At 43.3% G+C, this 15,884-nt stretch carries 14 protein-coding genes; 5 read left to right on the top strand and 9 right to left on the bottom strand.

The genetic code is table 11. The annotated features are described in order from the left end of the window. Nucleotides 1–3 precede the first annotated feature (3 nt). The 3 genes from Q4519_RS00410 to Q4519_RS00400 are packed head-to-tail and all read right to left on the bottom strand — an operon-like array spanning nt 4 to nt 2,421. Nucleotides 4–318: a YdbL family protein gene (locus Q4519_RS00410; protein WP_232799973.1), complete on the bottom strand. Its 315-nt coding sequence runs from the start codon at nt 316–318 to the stop codon at nt 4–6. A gap of 10 nt (nt 319–328) precedes the next feature. After that, complete coding sequence (locus tag Q4519_RS00405) at nt 329–514, bottom strand: YnbE family lipoprotein (protein WP_232799974.1); 186 nt, start codon at nt 512–514, stop codon at nt 329–331. Further along, the gene (locus tag Q4519_RS00400) at nt 511–2,421 is read right to left on the bottom strand and encodes a YdbH domain-containing protein (RefSeq protein WP_303508326.1); all 1,911 of its coding nucleotides are present in this window, start codon (nt 2,419–2,421) and stop codon (nt 511–513) included. Before Q4519_RS00400 ends, Q4519_RS00405 begins: the two co-directional genes overlap by 4 nt. 168 nt (nt 2,422–2,589) lie before the next feature. On the opposite strand from Q4519_RS00400, the gene Q4519_RS00395 reads away from it, so the two are divergent. From Q4519_RS00395 to Q4519_RS00380, 4 genes are all read left to right on the top strand, one after another. Further along, on the top strand, nt 2,590–3,183 hold the full coding sequence (locus tag Q4519_RS00395) for a hypothetical protein (RefSeq protein WP_303508323.1): 594 nt from the start codon (nt 2,590–2,592) through the stop codon (nt 3,181–3,183). An 11-nt stretch (nt 3,184–3,194) separates the two neighbouring features. Next, a complete protein-coding gene (locus Q4519_RS00390) occupies nt 3,195–4,283 on the top strand; it encodes a rhomboid family intramembrane serine protease (protein WP_303508320.1) in 1,089 nt (362 codons plus the stop codon). Between the two features lie 165 nt (nt 4,284–4,448). Next, a complete protein-coding gene (locus tag Q4519_RS00385) occupies nt 4,449–6,284 on the top strand; it encodes a methyl-accepting chemotaxis protein (protein ID WP_303508318.1) in 1,836 nt (611 codons plus the stop codon). A gap of 106 nt (nt 6,285–6,390) precedes the next feature. Further along, nucleotides 6,391–8,226, top strand: a complete 1,836-nt coding sequence (locus Q4519_RS00380; RefSeq protein ID WP_303508315.1) for a methyl-accepting chemotaxis protein — start codon at nt 6,391–6,393, stop codon at nt 8,224–8,226. 4 nt (nt 8,227–8,230) lie between these two features. Here the strand turns inward: Q4519_RS00380 and Q4519_RS00375 are convergent, their stop codons facing one another. From Q4519_RS00375 to Q4519_RS00350, 6 genes are all read right to left on the bottom strand, one after another. Continuing rightward, entirely contained in the window at nt 8,231–9,193 is a 963-nt protein-coding gene (locus Q4519_RS00375) for an SIS domain-containing protein (protein ID WP_303508313.1), read from the bottom strand. A 76-nt stretch (nt 9,194–9,269) separates the two neighbouring features. Then, nucleotides 9,270–11,249 carry a DUF3488 and transglutaminase-like domain-containing protein gene (locus Q4519_RS00370; RefSeq protein ID WP_303508310.1) on the bottom strand — a complete coding sequence of 660 codons (1,980 nt, stop codon included), beginning with the start codon at nt 11,247–11,249 and terminating at the stop codon, nt 9,270–9,272. Continuing rightward, nucleotides 11,249–12,214 carry a DUF58 domain-containing protein gene (locus Q4519_RS00365; protein WP_232799982.1) on the bottom strand — a complete coding sequence of 322 codons (966 nt, stop codon included), beginning with the start codon at nt 12,212–12,214 and terminating at the stop codon, nt 11,249–11,251. Before Q4519_RS00365 ends, Q4519_RS00370 begins: the two co-directional genes overlap by 1 nt. A 10-nt stretch (nt 12,215–12,224) precedes the next feature. Further along, the gene (locus Q4519_RS00360) at nt 12,225–13,130 is read right to left on the bottom strand and encodes a MoxR family ATPase (protein WP_303508305.1); all 906 of its coding nucleotides are present in this window, start codon (nt 13,128–13,130) and stop codon (nt 12,225–12,227) included. An 89-nt stretch (nt 13,131–13,219) separates the two neighbouring features. After that, nucleotides 13,220–13,843, bottom strand: a complete 624-nt coding sequence (rhtB, locus tag Q4519_RS00355) for a homoserine/homoserine lactone efflux protein (RefSeq protein WP_232799984.1) — start codon at nt 13,841–13,843, stop codon at nt 13,220–13,222. A 47-nt stretch (nt 13,844–13,890) separates the two neighbouring features. Continuing rightward, on the bottom strand, nt 13,891–14,775 hold the full coding sequence (locus Q4519_RS00350) for a DMT family transporter (protein ID WP_303508301.1): 885 nt from the start codon (nt 14,773–14,775) through the stop codon (nt 13,891–13,893). Nucleotides 14,776–14,868: 93 nt separating this feature from the next. On the opposite strand from Q4519_RS00350, the gene Q4519_RS00345 reads away from it, so the two are divergent. After that, nucleotides 14,869–15,873, top strand: coding sequence for an alpha/beta fold hydrolase (locus Q4519_RS00345; protein ID WP_232799986.1), 1,005 nt, complete (start codon nt 14,869–14,871; stop codon nt 15,871–15,873). Nucleotides 15,874–15,884: the final 11 nt, after the last annotated feature.

Raw genomic sequence — 15,884 nt, 5'->3', positions numbered from 1 at the left:
TGGTTATTTTTTCACCCACTGACCAGAGCCATTTAAAATATATTGTCCTGAAGGCGTTTTTTGCAGGGCTTTTTCACCCGCCAGTATTGCCACCTGATCGGTAGTCATACCATTTTTAGCAGCAATTTTTTTATAGGCATCAACGCGTTGGGCGTTAATGCTCGCCACTATCTTATTCACTTCTGGGGATGCTTGTACTGCACCAATCATGCCATCAGGGCGCTCGCCAATTAAACCTTGCTCTTTAGCTTGTTGCAAATCTAACGCCATCACATTAAAGCTTAGCGCGGTAAACAAAAGTAGTATCCACTTTTTCATCATTAACTCCTTAGAACAGCCCGCTATCATCACTGAAGATTTGCTCTAGATCTTTGTCCACCTTGACTCGGATTTCGTGATCTATTTTAACATTTAAATTCACCGTGATCGGCTTATCTGGTACAGCCACTTCCACTCGTGGAGTGCACGCTAATAAAATCACACTGAAGCACAAAGGTGCCAGTATCCTTATCATAAATATTTATCCTCAATTTTTCTTTCCAACTCATTGGAAAAGCGCAAACTGCGCAACAATTGTATCAGGTTTTCTTGGTGCGAATAATTAAACTCAATTGGCCGCGTTTTACTCACCTGAGGGCTAAGCCCTTTAATCAACACTTCAATGCCCATTTCGCCATCGGGTTTATAGTTAAGCTTACCCGCTAAATCAGAATAACGTAAATCCTGTAAAACCTTAAATATAAACTCAACACCTATGTTGGTTGCCGCGAGATTTTGTACCACATCAGAATCCGGTATCATGATTTGTCCACCAGGTGCACGAGCAAACACTTCCCCATTGTAAATATGAAAACCATCGGCTTCCTTATACAGCGGAATGTTGGCATCAATTAACCCCGTTGCACTGGCACCAGGTAATTGCCCGTAAGCGAGTAACCCTGATAACTGCACCCCTTTTACCTTCACATCAGTGCGGCCTATTGCGAGCGGCTTAAAGCGCTGTACCCTTAATTCACCGCCTAAGACAAACCCTTTAAAATCAATTATTTCAGGTTGATTGACATCAGCTTTAAAAGCTAAATCAATGGCGCTTAGTGGAACACCTATATCCAACAAATCGATACTTAAGTGGTTATTATCTTTGACCGATAAAAGTTTATTTCGTTCAATTTTATAGCCTTGCTCAACCTTGAGGGTGGCATTTTCCAATATATAATCTTGCACTAAGCCCGATACATTGACTGCATTCAAAGAAAGGCCAAGTTGACCTGCTTGCTTACCAAAATGGTAATTTCCTGTCCCATTAAGCTCTATCGTGCCTGAGGTAAGCTGCGTTTTATCTAAAAACTTTAACCCTTGCCCAGCTTTATTAGCCTCAGCTAAGGTTAATTTACTCGGTAAAATTTGCCAATTTACCCGCTGCTTATCCAAACTAACTTGCGCACTAATAATTTGCTGCAAAGTTGAAAAATCAAACTTGGCAGCTAGCTGATGAGTAAGGGGAATATAATTCAGCTCACTGGCCAACCTAAAATCAGGTAATTTGTGCTTGCGCCAGCGCGCTTTTTTGGCCGCCATTTCAAAGGTTAATTCTGCTTTTTTAAGAGACAGCTTGGCGGGTTTAGTTAATACCCATTCAACGTCACCAGCATTAAAATCACCTTGTTTGATTGCCCCCTTCACCTTAAACGCTGAAATAGATAACTGCTGGCGTGCTAGATCTAAATGGGCCTTAGCGACCACTAAGCCTTTTGATAGCTGCGGCTTAACGGTAACAGGAGAACTAAGCTCCATTGACAACTGGGTAAAACTATCCAGCTTGCCGCGTAAACTAAACTTAGGAGAGAGAGCAACATGAGTGGGTAAATTAAGCAAAGAAGCTTGCACCCCACCTGACGATAACTCGCCATTAATAACAAATGCTTGGTTTTGCCTATTGATATTAAGCGCGAGCTGATCTTGCTTATTAACTAATTTAACAGTGACCCCCGCCTCCGTTACTTGCCCTGTCAATCGCCAAGGGGACGCCAAAGGTTTGCCACCTTGGTACAGCGTAAGGGATTGTATCTCGACAGAGAGCAAAGGTAACTGCGCAACCCACTCAACCATATTCAATTGAGCTAAGGTTTGATTGAGTGTCGCTAGCACCTGTTCAGGTGTTTGTTTTTTGCTGGAATTAGGCTGGCTAGGACAATCTAGGTCCCAGCGGAGTAACTCAACTTTTAGTATTACTTCTCCTTCATCATTGCGTTCGAGCTCAACCCCTTGCAAAACATTTTTTGGGCACGCCTTATCAAGGCTGACCCGTGCTAACTCAACACTAGAATAGGATAACCAATTTAGATCTATGCTCCAGCCAAGAGATGGCAGCATAACCCAAGTACAACATGTCAGTAGCAATGACTTAATTATTCTATTCATCGTCTCAAGAAGCATGATAGGGAAAACAAACTAGATCAAAGCACATTATTTCAATGAATATCAAATAAATAAAAATCCTTAACCATAGGAGTAAGATTAACACTGACAAAAAACTAATTATTTTGTAAAATCGCCGACCATAGGAGCCTGCAGCCATGGAGTTAAAATATGCCTAAAACACTGCCAATTAAAACGGCGGTCAAAAAGCTCGATAACTCCGACTTAATAAAAACGGGTTTCTGGGTAGGCCAAGTGTTTATGCTGATAGCCACCATGCTGGGGGTTTATTTAGCCTCCCAAGAAGGGATGTCGCAGGCCATGACTTTCAATGACATTAATACCCTACAAGATAACTATCATTTGCGCCGCTCTCTGAGAGATGAGTTTAGCGATAACATAAATAAGCTAGATGAAACCATTGCTTTTTTACGTCAAGGGCACACTTATTTTGCCGAAAAGGATCAACCTAAATTTGACACTTACGTATGGCAGGCAATGCGCTTCTCTCCTCGCACCATGGAAACCCCTGCACCGATCCTGACGGGCGTAAGGCGTTTTCACAGCGAAGTAGATGACTTACTGATGCGTTTAGATAAAAAATTCCTCGATAGGTCCTTAATTACAGAGCGGCTCGAAGCCGTATCAAAACAAGCAAGAGAAGAAACCCTTGCTTACTTAGAAGCAGACTTAATAAATATCAAGCAAGTACTACTTAGCTACAACGTAGAAGTTAATCAAGTACTTTCTTACCAAGCCAAATAACAAGGTTCACTATGCCTAATTCAACTTTTTATAAGCAGTGTCCTTGCTGCAAAAACCAGCCATTAAGGCAAACACAATACCAACATCAAGAAGTCGACGTGTGTACTGACTGTGGCGGGCTATGGTTTGAAGGTGGTGAGCTAGAAGCCTCTTATGCCGACCAGCAACAACAGCATAGCTTGAAAGGTAATATCGGGGATTATGTGGGTTGCAGTGACCGCTCATGCCCTGACTGTCAACACCCTTTGGAGACTTTCAAAATCATTGACAATTTTGATGTCGAGATCGATTTATGTACCCAATGCAACGGAGTTTGGATTGATAAAGATGAGCTCAAAGAGGTAGAGCGCACACCTCACCTAAGAAGTGCGATGATTGAATTAAATAAAACCAACAATTTTGCCAGTTACATTTTTCAATTTATTACCCAAATGCCTGTAGAGTACAATATCAAGCCACGTAACTTTCCTATTGTCACCGTGTCTCTTATTGTACTGAATTTATGCATTTTTTTCGTCACTCTCTCTGGCATGATTGACGAAGAAACCCTTTCCAAATCCTTAGTCATGGATCCAATATACTTTGCCGATGCACCTTGGACACTGATCAGCTATCAATTTCTTCATGGCAGCTGGCTGCATATTCTCGGCAACATGTACTTTCTCTATGTCATCGGTGACAACTTAGAAGACGCGCTGGGTAAAACCACTTACTTACTGCTGTATTTGTTCTTCGGCATAGTCGGGGGCCTCGCTTTTTATGCTATCCATTTAGGAGAAATGGCGCCTATGGTCGGTGCTAGTGGCGCGATTGCCGGCCTGTTCGGTGTTTATCTAATCTTATTTAAAAAAGCCAAATTAAGCTTTATGTTTATCGTATACCAAGCTAGGTTACCGGCTTGGGCTTATTTTTTAATTTGGCTTGGCATTAATGTTTATGGCTTTGTCGCCAGCTCAGAAGGCGTCGCTTGGTCTGCCCATATTGGCGGCTTCATCGCAGGTTTAATTGCTGGCAAAATATATTACTCAAAAGTAATGAAAAACAATCCAGTTATAGCCTTTATAAATGACAATGAAATCAATTTAGCAAGTAATAAATAACCCATCAATAAACAGCGCGCTCAACGAAGCAGCGCGAGTTAACAAGTTTAATCAAAAAACCACCAGCAGCCTGTTTTTTAGCAGGCTGTTCTAATATATTCATGCACTTAGTTTGCTCTAACCACGAGAGCAAAGAAATCTCATGTTGTTAGAAGGTTTCGGCTTATGAATATCAAACAAAAAATGCTCACCAATACACTCATCACTGGGTTAGGGTTATTAGCGTTATTGCTTTTACTGCTACAAGAATCAGCAATTTTAAAAGATTTAAGCATTCGCGTTAGTCAAGCCGAACAATTAACCAGCCATATATTAAGTTTACGCAAATATGAAAAAGATTTTTTAGCGCGAAAAGATTTAACGTATAAGGATAAGTTTGATCAAGAAGCACTGCAAACAATCAACACCTTAGAGCAACTACAAGCCTTCTATCAAAGCATCAACCAAAACAGCGCACAATTAGACCAGCTCAGCGAACAAGTAAAGCTATACCAGCAAGACTTTGATCAGCTTGTTATGCTCAACCAAACCTTAGGACTTGATCATAAAAGCGGCCTTCATGGCAAATTACGAGACTCCGCTCATGAGCTAGAAAAGCACATTATCGAGCTTAATAATGATAAGCTACTAACGGCATATTTAATGGTTCGCCGCAGCGAGAAAGACTTTATCCAGCGTCATGATATGAAATATGCTGACACCCTAAATAAACAAGTTCAAGCGCTCCATTCCCAACTCCTCCCCGACGATGCTGCGGTATTATCGCGCTTTCAATCGCAATTTAATCAATACGTGACCACCTTGAATCAGTTTGGCTTAGATCACAGCCAAGGATTATTAGGGCAGATGCGCCAAACGATTAAGCAAACCGAAGATGTGCTGGTGGCGGTAGAGCTCAACCTGCATCAAATATTGGCACAACGCGTTGATGAAATAACACAGCAAGCGTTGTTCTTGTTCATTGCAATTATGATACTGGTAATTGGTATTGGGGCTTATATTAGTCGCTCAGTGCTTAACCCAATTAATAGCTTGGTTAATGTTATTCAAAACATACAACAAAGTAATAACTTAAGCCTAAGAGTGGAGCAGTCTGGTAAAGATGAATTAAGCCAACTAGGCAGAAGCTTTAACCTGATGCTGAGTAACTTTCAAAGTATCATTAAAGGCGTCAATACCGCAGTAAGCGAGCTATCAGAATCGTCGGAACAATTATCGGTTAATGCTAATAACAATAAAGCTCAAATCAGTAAGCAGCTTGAAGAAACCGATCAAGTCGCCACAGCCGTTACCGAAATGGGCTCAACCATAGAAGAGATTGCCAAGAATACCGAAATGGCCGCCCAAGTAGCGGAGCAAACCAATCGCAATGCCTTACTCGGTAAGCAAAGCGTTGAAGATACGATAAATAAGATTGAGCAATTATCCGCGGCACTTAATAGCTCTTCACAAGCTGTTTCTGTGCTTGCAGAAGAAAGCCAAACGATCGATCAAGTGCTAGACGTCATTAAAAGCATTGCAGAGCAAACGAATCTACTTGCCCTTAACGCTGCGATTGAAGCAGCAAGAGCAGGAGAGCAAGGCCGCGGCTTTGCTGTTGTCGCAGACGAAGTGCGTAATTTAGCCATGCGAACCCAAGATTCGACCCTTGAAATAAGCCAGATTATTGATTCATTGCAACAACGCACTCAAGGTATTGTTAATCTGATTAGCTCTTGTCACCAGCAAGGTAAAGATAGTTCCGATCAAGCCCAGCAAGCAGGCGAACTTCTGACTCAAATTACCAAAGATGTTAGCCACATATCAGATATGAGTACCCAAGTGGCCGCCGCGATTGAAGAGCAAAGCTTAGTATCAGCAGAAGTTAATCGGAATATCATCAATATTAAAGACAGTGCCGAGCACAATAGCGCCTCAGCTCTCAGCAGCGTTCACGCCAGTGATAAAGTGCTGGAGCAAGCAACAGTTTTGCATAACGCAGTGAAACAATTCAATTTGTAACTGAATTATTAAAATCAAAGTCAAGTCAATTTTATTGTCTTGACTCTTTCCCTCTCCAAAAACACAACTACAATTGAAGCAAGCCTGACAACGCAATAGGACTTGCATGTTAATTAAACACAAATTCATCGCCAATAGCTTAGTCATTACAGTAGGTTTATTTTTACTATTTTCACTGTTGATTATTAAAATTAGCGAGTTAGAAAAACTTTCTAAAACGGCTTTAGTAGCTGAGTCACTCAAAACCGACATGTTAATGTTACGTCGCCATGAGAAGGATTTCTTGGCGCGTAAAGATCTTAAATACCAACAAAAATTTAATGATAGTTTTGCAAGTACCAGCGGACATCTGGCAGCAATACGCCAATTTTATCAAGAGACCAACTTACCCAGTACCGAAATAGACACAACCATTAAAGCCATGGAACAATATCAGGTGATGTTTAATCAGCTTGTTGAGTTACAAATTAGTGCGGGCTTAGACCATGAATCCGGCTTAAATGGTGCGCTGCGCGACAGTGCTCATGCTGCTGAGCAGCTTTACAAAAATGTTAGTGACTTTGAGTCCTTGAGCAACTATCTGATGCTAAGACGCTTTGAAAAAGATTTCATGTTACGCCTCGATGTTAAGTACTTAGATCGATTTAATAAGCTGATCACTACCATGATTGAAGGTAATCAGGGTGAAGTAAAGCAAAGCCTGATCGATTATCATGCAAGGTTTAATGAATACGTTAAGCAAGAGCAGGCCATTGGCCTTAATTCTAACGAAGGGCTGTTAAGTAAATTAAGATCGACCATACATCAAACTGAAGATGCCCTCGATACCGTAGAACAGCAGATCAAAAGCATCATCACAGAATCGATTGATAATACCAAAAACCAAGCTATGTTAATTTTTGGTATTATCATCCTTGCAATTATTGCGTTTAGTATCGCTCTCTCTCGCAGTATTCTCACCCCCCTAACCCGACTGTCCGATACCATGAGTGACATCAACCACAATAAGGACTTGAGCAAAAGAGCCAATATCACAGGCAGTGATGAAATTGCTAGTGTTGGGCAGAATTTTGATGAAATGCTCGCCACTTTTCAGGATCTAATTCAAGATGTTAACCACGCTGTGGATACTTTATCCAGTGCCGCTGAAGAGCTTTCTCTCAATGCATCAGAAACTCGCCAAGGCATAGCCAACCAACTACATGAAACAGACATGGTTGCAACAGCTGTCACCGAGATGGGGAGCACCATTGACGATATAGCAAGGAATACAGAAGCCGCAGCTCATCGCGCCGGCGATACGAATAATAATGCTATTAAGGGACGTCAAAGTGTCGACCAAACCATAGATAAAATAAACAACTTGGCAAACAGCCTAACCCTTTCATCAAAAGCAGTAGAGGAACTAGAACAAGAAAGCCAAACCATAGGGCAAGTATTAGAGGTTATTCGTGGTATTGCCGAACAAACCAACCTACTGGCATTGAATGCGGCAATTGAAGCGGCACGCGCTGGTGAGCAAGGGCGCGGTTTTGCGGTAGTGGCAGATGAAGTTCGCAGCTTAGCGCAACGTACGCAAAATTCGACTCAAGAAATTAGTAACATTATTTCGTCATTGCAAGGCAAAACAAGCAGCATTGTCGACCTAATAAAAAGCTGTCATGGCCAAGGCCAAGAGAGTACCGAACAAGCAGAATTAGCCGGTGAGTTACTTGAGCAAATCACGCGCGACGTGACCAATATTTCTGAAACTAGCACCCAAATTGCCGCTGCAATCGAGGAGCAAAGTACCGTTGCTGCTGAGGTCAACCGCAATATTGTCAATATTCGTGATATTGCAGAAACCTCAAATCAAGCGGCATCGCACACCTCACAAGCCAGTGAGGAAATACTGAATCAAGCTAACTCACTGACCCAGTCAGTACGCCGATTTAAACTTTAAGCGCTTACTGACTCCACTCCAAAATGCCCGACACACGTTGTTGGGCATTGGTGACCACCAACCATTTAATGTGTTTTTCGCGCATTAACTCTTCCGCCTCTGCCAACATACATGTCTCATCAACGGTTCTTGGCGAGCGCGTCATCATATCTTGCGCAACACCCGATGTTACTTGATGCCCGGCCAATAAGTAACGACGCACATCACCATCTGTAATCACCCCTAATAGGGCATCATCTTGCATCACTAAAGCCAGTCCAGTGCGCGTTTGCGTCATCACCATTAACGCATCAGTGATCGGCGTATCTGCGCTAACCGTTGGCAACTGTTCGCTGCGCATCACGTCTTTCACTCGGGTCAGTAAACGCCGTCCCAAACTACCGCCGGGGTGATACTTAGCAAAGTCCATCGGGCTAAATTGGGTTTCTAGCGCTAAGGTTGCGGCTAATGCATCACCAATTGCTAATGCGACCGTCGTTGACGTAGTGGGCGCTAAATTATTCGGACAGGCTTCTTTTTCAATACTGGCGTCTAATACCAAATCCGCATTCTTGGCTAAGCTAGATTCTAAGCCGCCAGTAATTGCAATGATCTTATTACCAAAGTGTTTAAGTGAAGGGATGATCTTTAATACTTCATCTGTCTCACCGCTGTATGAAAGTAGCAATAACACATCTGCAGGCTGCACCATGCCTAAGTCACCATGAAAGGCCTCACCGGGATGCATAAAAAAAGCAGGCTGACCTAAAGAGGCAAAACTAGCCGCTATTTTTTTACCAATCAGGCCTGACTTGCCCATGCCACAAACAACAATTCGCCCTTGGCAATGCTTAAGCAAACGAATAGCATCAATATAACGCTGATCAGCGGTCTCAGCTAAGCGCTTTAATGCATCAGACTCCACTTGAAAAACTTCTCGAACGGCATGCATTAATGCATCATTTGACAAATATAACGGTTCAGACATCGGCTTAGCCTATAGTGACAAAATATGCTGCATTCTACTGAAAACAACAGATTTAGTAAAAAAAATCCACGGCTCGCTATTTTGTTCGGCGACGGATCAACTTTAGCAGCAAAGACAATTTCAGATAATCTTTCTCATTCTGCATGCTCGTTTGGTCAGCATATTTAACGCGATTATATAGCCGCGAAAAGTTCATTACCTGATCCGCATTTTTTGGCGAAACCAGTGAAATTCGTAGGCAATAATCTGTTACCGTTTCGCCCGGTAAACGCTCCAACCCTTGCTTACTAAACACCCCATGCAGCGCCATAAACAGCTTATCCTCACGCGCTAAAGTTGGCCTTTGCCATGGCTTTAAACTCCACAAAACCATCAGTGTAATAATGGCGATAAAAGCACCAATAAACAGCCAAATCTGGGCAAAAAAATCAATATCGCCAAACCAACGCTTGATCAAGTCAAATTGCTTTTGATTATCGTAGTTCAATACCCAAACCGCCCACACGTAATCAAATTTCGCCATGGTTAGGTAAAGCTGGTTAACCAACGCATTGCTTCTAAACTTAATTAAGCTTAAATCGCCTGCCAAAAACTCATTCGGTAATGCCGACTCAAGACCCGACTCAACCCGATCTGGCGCAACAAAAGCAGTAGGATCAAAACGTTGCCAACGACCATCAACATAAACCTCCGCCCAAGCATGAGCATCATATTGGCGAACGGTCAAAAAGCCACCTTCACCATCCCACTCGCCGCCTTGGTAACCCGTTACCATTCGTGCAGGTAACTCAAGTAAACGCATGATGTAAACAAAACTACTGGCATAGTGCACGCAAAATCCCGCTTGCGAGCCAAATAGAAAACCATCGATTTGCTCTTGTCCTAATGGCGGTGGCCGTAAGGTGTAACGGAAGTTTTCACCGGCATAACGCTGTAAAACTCGGCTTATTTGCTGTTGTGGCGAAAGGTTCTCTTGTTTTAGCTGCGCAGCCCAAGCCCGCGTTTGCTCATTACCCGATTCTGGTAATAGCAAATTTTGCTGCCTCATGGTCCGGTCTAAATAACGTATTGGCGTATCGGGAAAATAGCTAAAACGCAGCATGCTGCGTTGCGTAATCGGAATGTCATTGCGTAAGGTATAATTAAATAGCAGGTTAGCGCGATTATTTTGGCCATTACTCACCGCTAGGCTAGGTAACCAAGTTTGAAAGCTAGGTTCAAGAATCAACTCATATGATTGCGCGGTCCCCGCAACTTCAACATTAAAGCGACTGCCTCTTTCTGCCAATCGCACCGCACTTTTTATCGACTCACTTTGCGACCATTGGCCCTGCACATACTGATCCATAGTCATCACCCGCCAATAACGCTCATTGGCAGGTGGTACCCCTTGCGCGAAGCTAGCACGAAAAGCAAGAGCACTAGAGCGACTTAACTCGGCAATATCGCCCGGGTTTACCGTTTCAGAAAGACCTGTAGTGGCTTGATTTTGTAATGGCAATTTCCACATCGGCGGTAAACGCGGCAGTAGCACAAACAGCATTAACGCCAAGGGTAAACTAATCAATACCAGCTTAGTTAAATAACGGGTCTGCGCTTTGGCCGAGAGGTGCTCAGCATACAAACTGAGTGCTAACCCTAAATGCAAAACAGCGAGCAACACACCCCATAGCGCCATCATTACAGAAGTTTCAAAAACAAAGAAAACCGCTATTAGCACCATGCCAGTACAAACAAAGACATTAATATCCCGCCGTGCGCTCAACTCCAAAAACTTCAAGGTGTAGCCCAACACAATCAAATGCATCATGGCACTAAACAAGCCTTGGCTGAACACCACGCTCATCAACACACCCGCACCAAGTAAGGCTGCAACGCGATTAACCATCACCGATGGCGCAGCTAAACGGCCAAAATAGATACCTACGCGCCAGCCAATACAGGCCACCGCCAAGACAAAAATCAGCCAGTGAATTTGGTTTGATAGGGATAAAGTCGTCGCCAAATAACAAAGTAAAATAAGCAGTAGATGATGTCGCTTAAAAAACAAATCCATTACATCACCGCCTTATTAAGACCATAAGTTGCTAATGCTGCGAGACAAGTAAGACGCTGCTGCGCCCCTTGCGCAGGAGCAATCTCATGAGTCCCCAAGCGCAAACCATATAAAGCGTTTTGTTCGTCTAAGGTTAAAACCTGAGCGGTAAGTTGGCCGAGTTTAGTTTCTAAATCGCGCCCAGTTTGCGCGTTAAGGTTTAGCCAAACTGCACTGCCTTGAGCTTGTTCAAAGGCTTTACTGTGCCAACCTCGGCCTTGGGCTAACTGCTTCCAAGCAACCGACTTTAACGACTCCCCTATTTGATAAGTCTTTAAGCCGGCAAACTCATCAAAACCAGCTTGAGTACGACTGCGCCCTAAATCGGCCTGCTTATCCGCGCCATCACTGTCTAGCACGACCGCGCTTTCAATAGGCTTGGGATAAACCAATCCTTGCCAGTTCAGATCTACATGAGTCCAAACCCGAAACAGTCCGAGGGGAAACACACTAGAAATCGTCAATCGTCCTGGATTAAAGTAACCACGACGTAACGCCTGACGATAAATCAACACCTGCTGGTCTTTAATCAGTGCATCTAGTCCGTCACCATCTTGTTGAAAAGCGAAAATAAACTGCCCTTGCTCTGGGCGGTGTTCAATCTTTAATGGAAAGGCGATGTATTGCTCAGCAAACTGTGGCTCAGGGTTGGCAGCATAAAGAGTTAAACCAGACATATTCTTATGACTGGCCAGTAAGCAGCTAACAAAAATACTCGATAGCAAAAATGACAAAAATAAAATCAAGTTATTCTGGTAATTTGTACCCAATAAAAACAACGTAAAACACGTCACTAAATACGCAGCACCAAACCAAGTCGGCAGAATAAATAGATTATTTCGGGTCAGAGTGATCTTACCGTTAGGCGGTATATTTTTTTTTAACCACTTATCAAAGCGCTGTTTAAACCACTTGCGAATTGTCAACAAAATCACCTTAAGCCAGTGGATCAACGGCATGTAATAAGGTTTCACTCAACGCCGCACCGCTACTTTGCGCGCCGCCAAGCACGCCTAAACGATGGTCAGTTACAGCAGGAAACACCGCTTGGACATCATCGGGTAACAGATAGTCACGCCCTGCCACCCAAGCCTTAGCTTTCGCAGCTTGCAACAAGGTTTTACTGCAACGTGGCGATAATGGATTAGGGTAAGTAGCGTTATAGCGACTCTCTGCCACTAAGCGTAACAAATAATTAAGTACTGACGCACTGGCAGAAACCTCTCGCACCTGTGCTTGCATCGATAGGAGCTCTGCAGTATCGATTACCTGTGATACTTGATTAAACTGCTTTCCTTGCAGCATCGCTAGCTCAGCTTCCATGTTAGGAAAGCCCAATTCAATACGCATCATAAAGCGATCTAGCTGCGACTCAGGTAAGGGAAAAGTTCCTGCTTGATCGAGCGGGTTTTGTGTCGCAATGACAAAAAATGGCTCAGGTAATGAGTAAGTCTCACTGTCGATACTGATTTGATGCTCTGCCATCGCTTCTAGTAAAGCACTTTGGGTTTTCGGGCTAGCGCGGTTAATTTCATCGGCAAGCAAAACTTGGTTAAAGATGGGGCCTTTATGAAAATGAAATGCCTGTTTTTGTGGATCAAAGATAGACACCCCCAAAATATCCGCCGGTAGCATGTCACTAGTGAACTGCACCCGGTGATAACTTAGCCCTAAGGTAGTGGCTAACCCTTGTGCTAAGGTCGTTTTCCCCATGCCGGGCAAGTCTTCTATTAATAGGTGCCCACCCGCAAGGAGACAAACCAGCGCCAATTCAACTTGCGCTTCTTTGCCTAAAATCACTTGGTTTAGTTGGCTTAGAATTGGGGAAACATTTTTTCTCATTGAATTTATTCCTAAAAATAGAACAGAAACGATAGCAACAAACACAAAAAAGGGAAGCCTTGGCTTCCCTCTTCAATTGATAAATAACACTATTTGTGACTTGCCACCGCTAAAAGCGAGCCCGCTCCAATAAACATGCCACCAAAAATCCGATTCTGTAAGCGCATATGTCGCTCACTACGAATGAAAAAGGCGAGACGTGTCGCTAACAAGGCATAGCCAATCATAACCACCATATCCACCAGCACCGAAGTGGTACCAAGAATCAAAAACTGTGGCGCTTGCGCTGCATTGGGATCAATAAACTGTGGCAGTAACGCCACCAAAAATACAATACTTTTCGGATTGGTCACATTAACCAACAAGGCATGACTAAATAATTTTGCTAACGGCATTGGCTTGGCGCTCACTTGCGCCACGTCCATCGCACCCTGCTCCCTAAATTTCATCACGCCTAAATATATTAAGTAACCAACGCCAACCCACTTAATAATATTAAACGCCAGCGCTGATTGCGCCACTAACGCCCCTAACCCAATTGCAACAAGTACGAACAAGAGAATCAGCCCCACCTGCAGGCCAATAATCGACACCAATGCACGCTTAAAACCATAATTCATGCCGTTCGACATAGTATTAACCGCACCGGCGCCGGGCGAAACACTCAAGATAATGCCTGCAATTAAGTAGGCCAACCACACTTCTAATGTCATTTACTGCTCACTTATAATGGAATCTCGCTAACGTCTTTGCCACTGCGCTAACGGCTCGGCTTGCTCTGCAAAGATAAAAGGATCCCAGAGCCAATCGCTAGCGCCCCTATTAATTGAAACCACGCCAGTTGTTCACCTATAAACAACACAGCAAGGGCGGTGCCAAATACCGGCATCAAGTGGATAAATTGCCCAGCGGTACTTGCGCCGATCAATTTTACGCCTTGATTCCAACAAAAGTAAGCCACTAATGATGCAAAAATAGCGGTATACCCTATTGCCGCGCCATTTTCCAAACTAAAATGCCAACTTGCTTCAGATGTTAGGTTAAACCAATATAAAGGACTAAGCACAAAACTACCCACGCTAATACTAAAACCTAGAAAAGCGACCGCCGACAACTCTGCAGGTTTCACCTTTAAACCGATCGAGTAAATCGCCCACAGTAACGTTGCCAAAAGCACCCAAAGATCGCCTGTATTCACCCTTAGATTAAGTAAGCGACTAAGCTCGCCATGGCACACTAAAAAGATCACTCCCAGTAAAGAAATCAGCACGCCTAAACCTTGCTTGAGCTGAATCGTCACTCCCAATAATAACGAACATACAATGATTAAAATCGGGATCATGGAGTTGATTAGCAAGCCATTTGTCGCTGTCGTTGTTTGCAACCCCAAATAAACACAAGTATTAAACCCAGCAACCCCCACCGTCGACAGTAAAAACAACGGCCAAAAATGGGCTTTAATGATCGCGCGTTGCTGCCAAATCGGCTTAATAGCAAAAGGCAATATCAAACACATAGCCAAGGTCCAGCGCCAGTAAGCCAGAGCAATGGGAGGAATGTCACTGGAGACGTAACGCGCAAATACGAAATTGCCCGACCAAAACAGGGCTGACAATGCAGGTAAAAAGTAAGCTGACTGTGGCAAAATAACCCCTAACTTAGATTTTATGATCGGTAAAAAACCAAAACTGACGTAAACTTATCACCTATAAGTCATGATTACAGCTGAAGAATTACCTTGGCCTTTAACAATAAATACAACCTTACCCTAGAATCAGAGCTTCCTGACAAATATGCCAGCCATATTGGCCCATTTTGGCAAAAGTATAGTCATGCTAGTGAATTTATCGGCGTGGATGGCGTTATTATTCGTTATGTCCAAGTGATTAAACCTGAACACCAGCAAGCTATCATCATCTCGCCTGGTCGAATTGAAAGCTATTTAAAATATCAAGAGCTTAGCTATGATTTATCGCAACTTGGTTTTGACATTTATATCATTGATCACCGAGGCCAAGGACTGTCGGGACGCATGACGCCCAATAGCGAACAAGGCCATGTGCTGCAGTTTTCCGATTACGTCACCGACTTTGCCTATTGGGTTGACCAAGAGCTCGACTTAACACGCTATAGCAACACTTTTCTCATCGCACATTCAATGGGCTGCGCTATCAGTGCTTTGTATTTAATGGATCATAATCAACGCTTTGATAAGGCAGCTTTCTGTAGCCCAATGTTTGATATTAACTTAGGCCCTTTTAGTGCCAAAATGGCATTATCGATTACCAACGCCGCGATAAAATCCAATACTATGATGCGTCGGCCTGCTCAATATGCCCCTGGCCAAGGAGGTTACCACCCCATACCGTTCGAGGAAAACGACCTAACCCAAAGCCCTGCTCGCTATCATTACTTCAGACAAATATACCAAGCACACCCCGAGATACGTTTAGGTGGCGTAACCCATCAATGGCTTAATCAAGCTATTTTATCGACCAATTATATAATTGAAAATGCCGATAAAATAACGACTCCTTTACTCGTACTTCAAGCCTCAGATGACAACGTCGTCAACCCTCAAGGGCAAAACCAATTTTGCGCAAACTTGTTAAAAGCCGGCCGTCCCTGTATTGATGAAGAGCCAATCATTATCGGTCATGCACGACATGAGCTCTTAATAGAACGAGATAAATATCGCGTACCGTCAATTAACTGGATTTTGGATTTTTTCTTACTAGACTGAAGCTTGTAAAG

The sequence above is a fragment of the Motilimonas sp. 1_MG-2023 genome (genome assembly GCF_030547455.1).
Lineage (GTDB): Bacteria > Pseudomonadota > Gammaproteobacteria > Enterobacterales > CBDFNC01 > Motilimonas.
Note: the sequence above shows the minus strand (reverse complement) of the source record. Positions and strands in the feature narration are given on the sequence as shown.

Excerpts from the sequence above, each read along its gene's own strand:
- Q4519_RS00410 (WP_232799973.1), bottom strand. The coding sequence starts at position 318 with ATGAAAAAGTGGATACTACTTTTGTTTACCGCGCTAAGCTTTAATGTG.
- Q4519_RS00405 (WP_232799974.1), bottom strand. The coding sequence starts at position 514 with ATGATAAGGATACTGGCACCTTTGTGCTTCAGTGTGATTTTATTAGCG.
- Q4519_RS00400 (WP_303508326.1), bottom strand. The coding sequence starts at position 2,421 with ATGAATAGAATAATTAAGTCATTGCTACTGACATGTTGTACTTGGGTT.
- Q4519_RS00395 (WP_303508323.1), top strand. The coding sequence starts at position 2,590 with ATGCCTAAAACACTGCCAATTAAAACGGCGGTCAAAAAGCTCGATAAC.
- Q4519_RS00390 (WP_303508320.1), top strand. The coding sequence starts at position 3,195 with ATGCCTAATTCAACTTTTTATAAGCAGTGTCCTTGCTGCAAAAACCAG.
- Q4519_RS00385 (WP_303508318.1), top strand. The coding sequence starts at position 4,449 with ATGAATATCAAACAAAAAATGCTCACCAATACACTCATCACTGGGTTA.
- Q4519_RS00380 (WP_303508315.1), top strand. The coding sequence starts at position 6,391 with ATGTTAATTAAACACAAATTCATCGCCAATAGCTTAGTCATTACAGTA.
- Q4519_RS00375 (WP_303508313.1), bottom strand. The coding sequence starts at position 9,193 with ATGTCTGAACCGTTATATTTGTCAAATGATGCATTAATGCATGCCGTT.
- Q4519_RS00370 (WP_303508310.1), bottom strand. The coding sequence starts at position 11,249 with ATGGATTTGTTTTTTAAGCGACATCATCTACTGCTTATTTTACTTTGT.
- Q4519_RS00360 (WP_303508305.1), bottom strand. The coding sequence starts at position 13,130 with ATGAGAAAAAATGTTTCCCCAATTCTAAGCCAACTAAACCAAGTGATT.
- rhtB (WP_232799984.1), bottom strand. The coding sequence starts at position 13,843 with ATGACATTAGAAGTGTGGTTGGCCTACTTAATTGCAGGCATTATCTTG.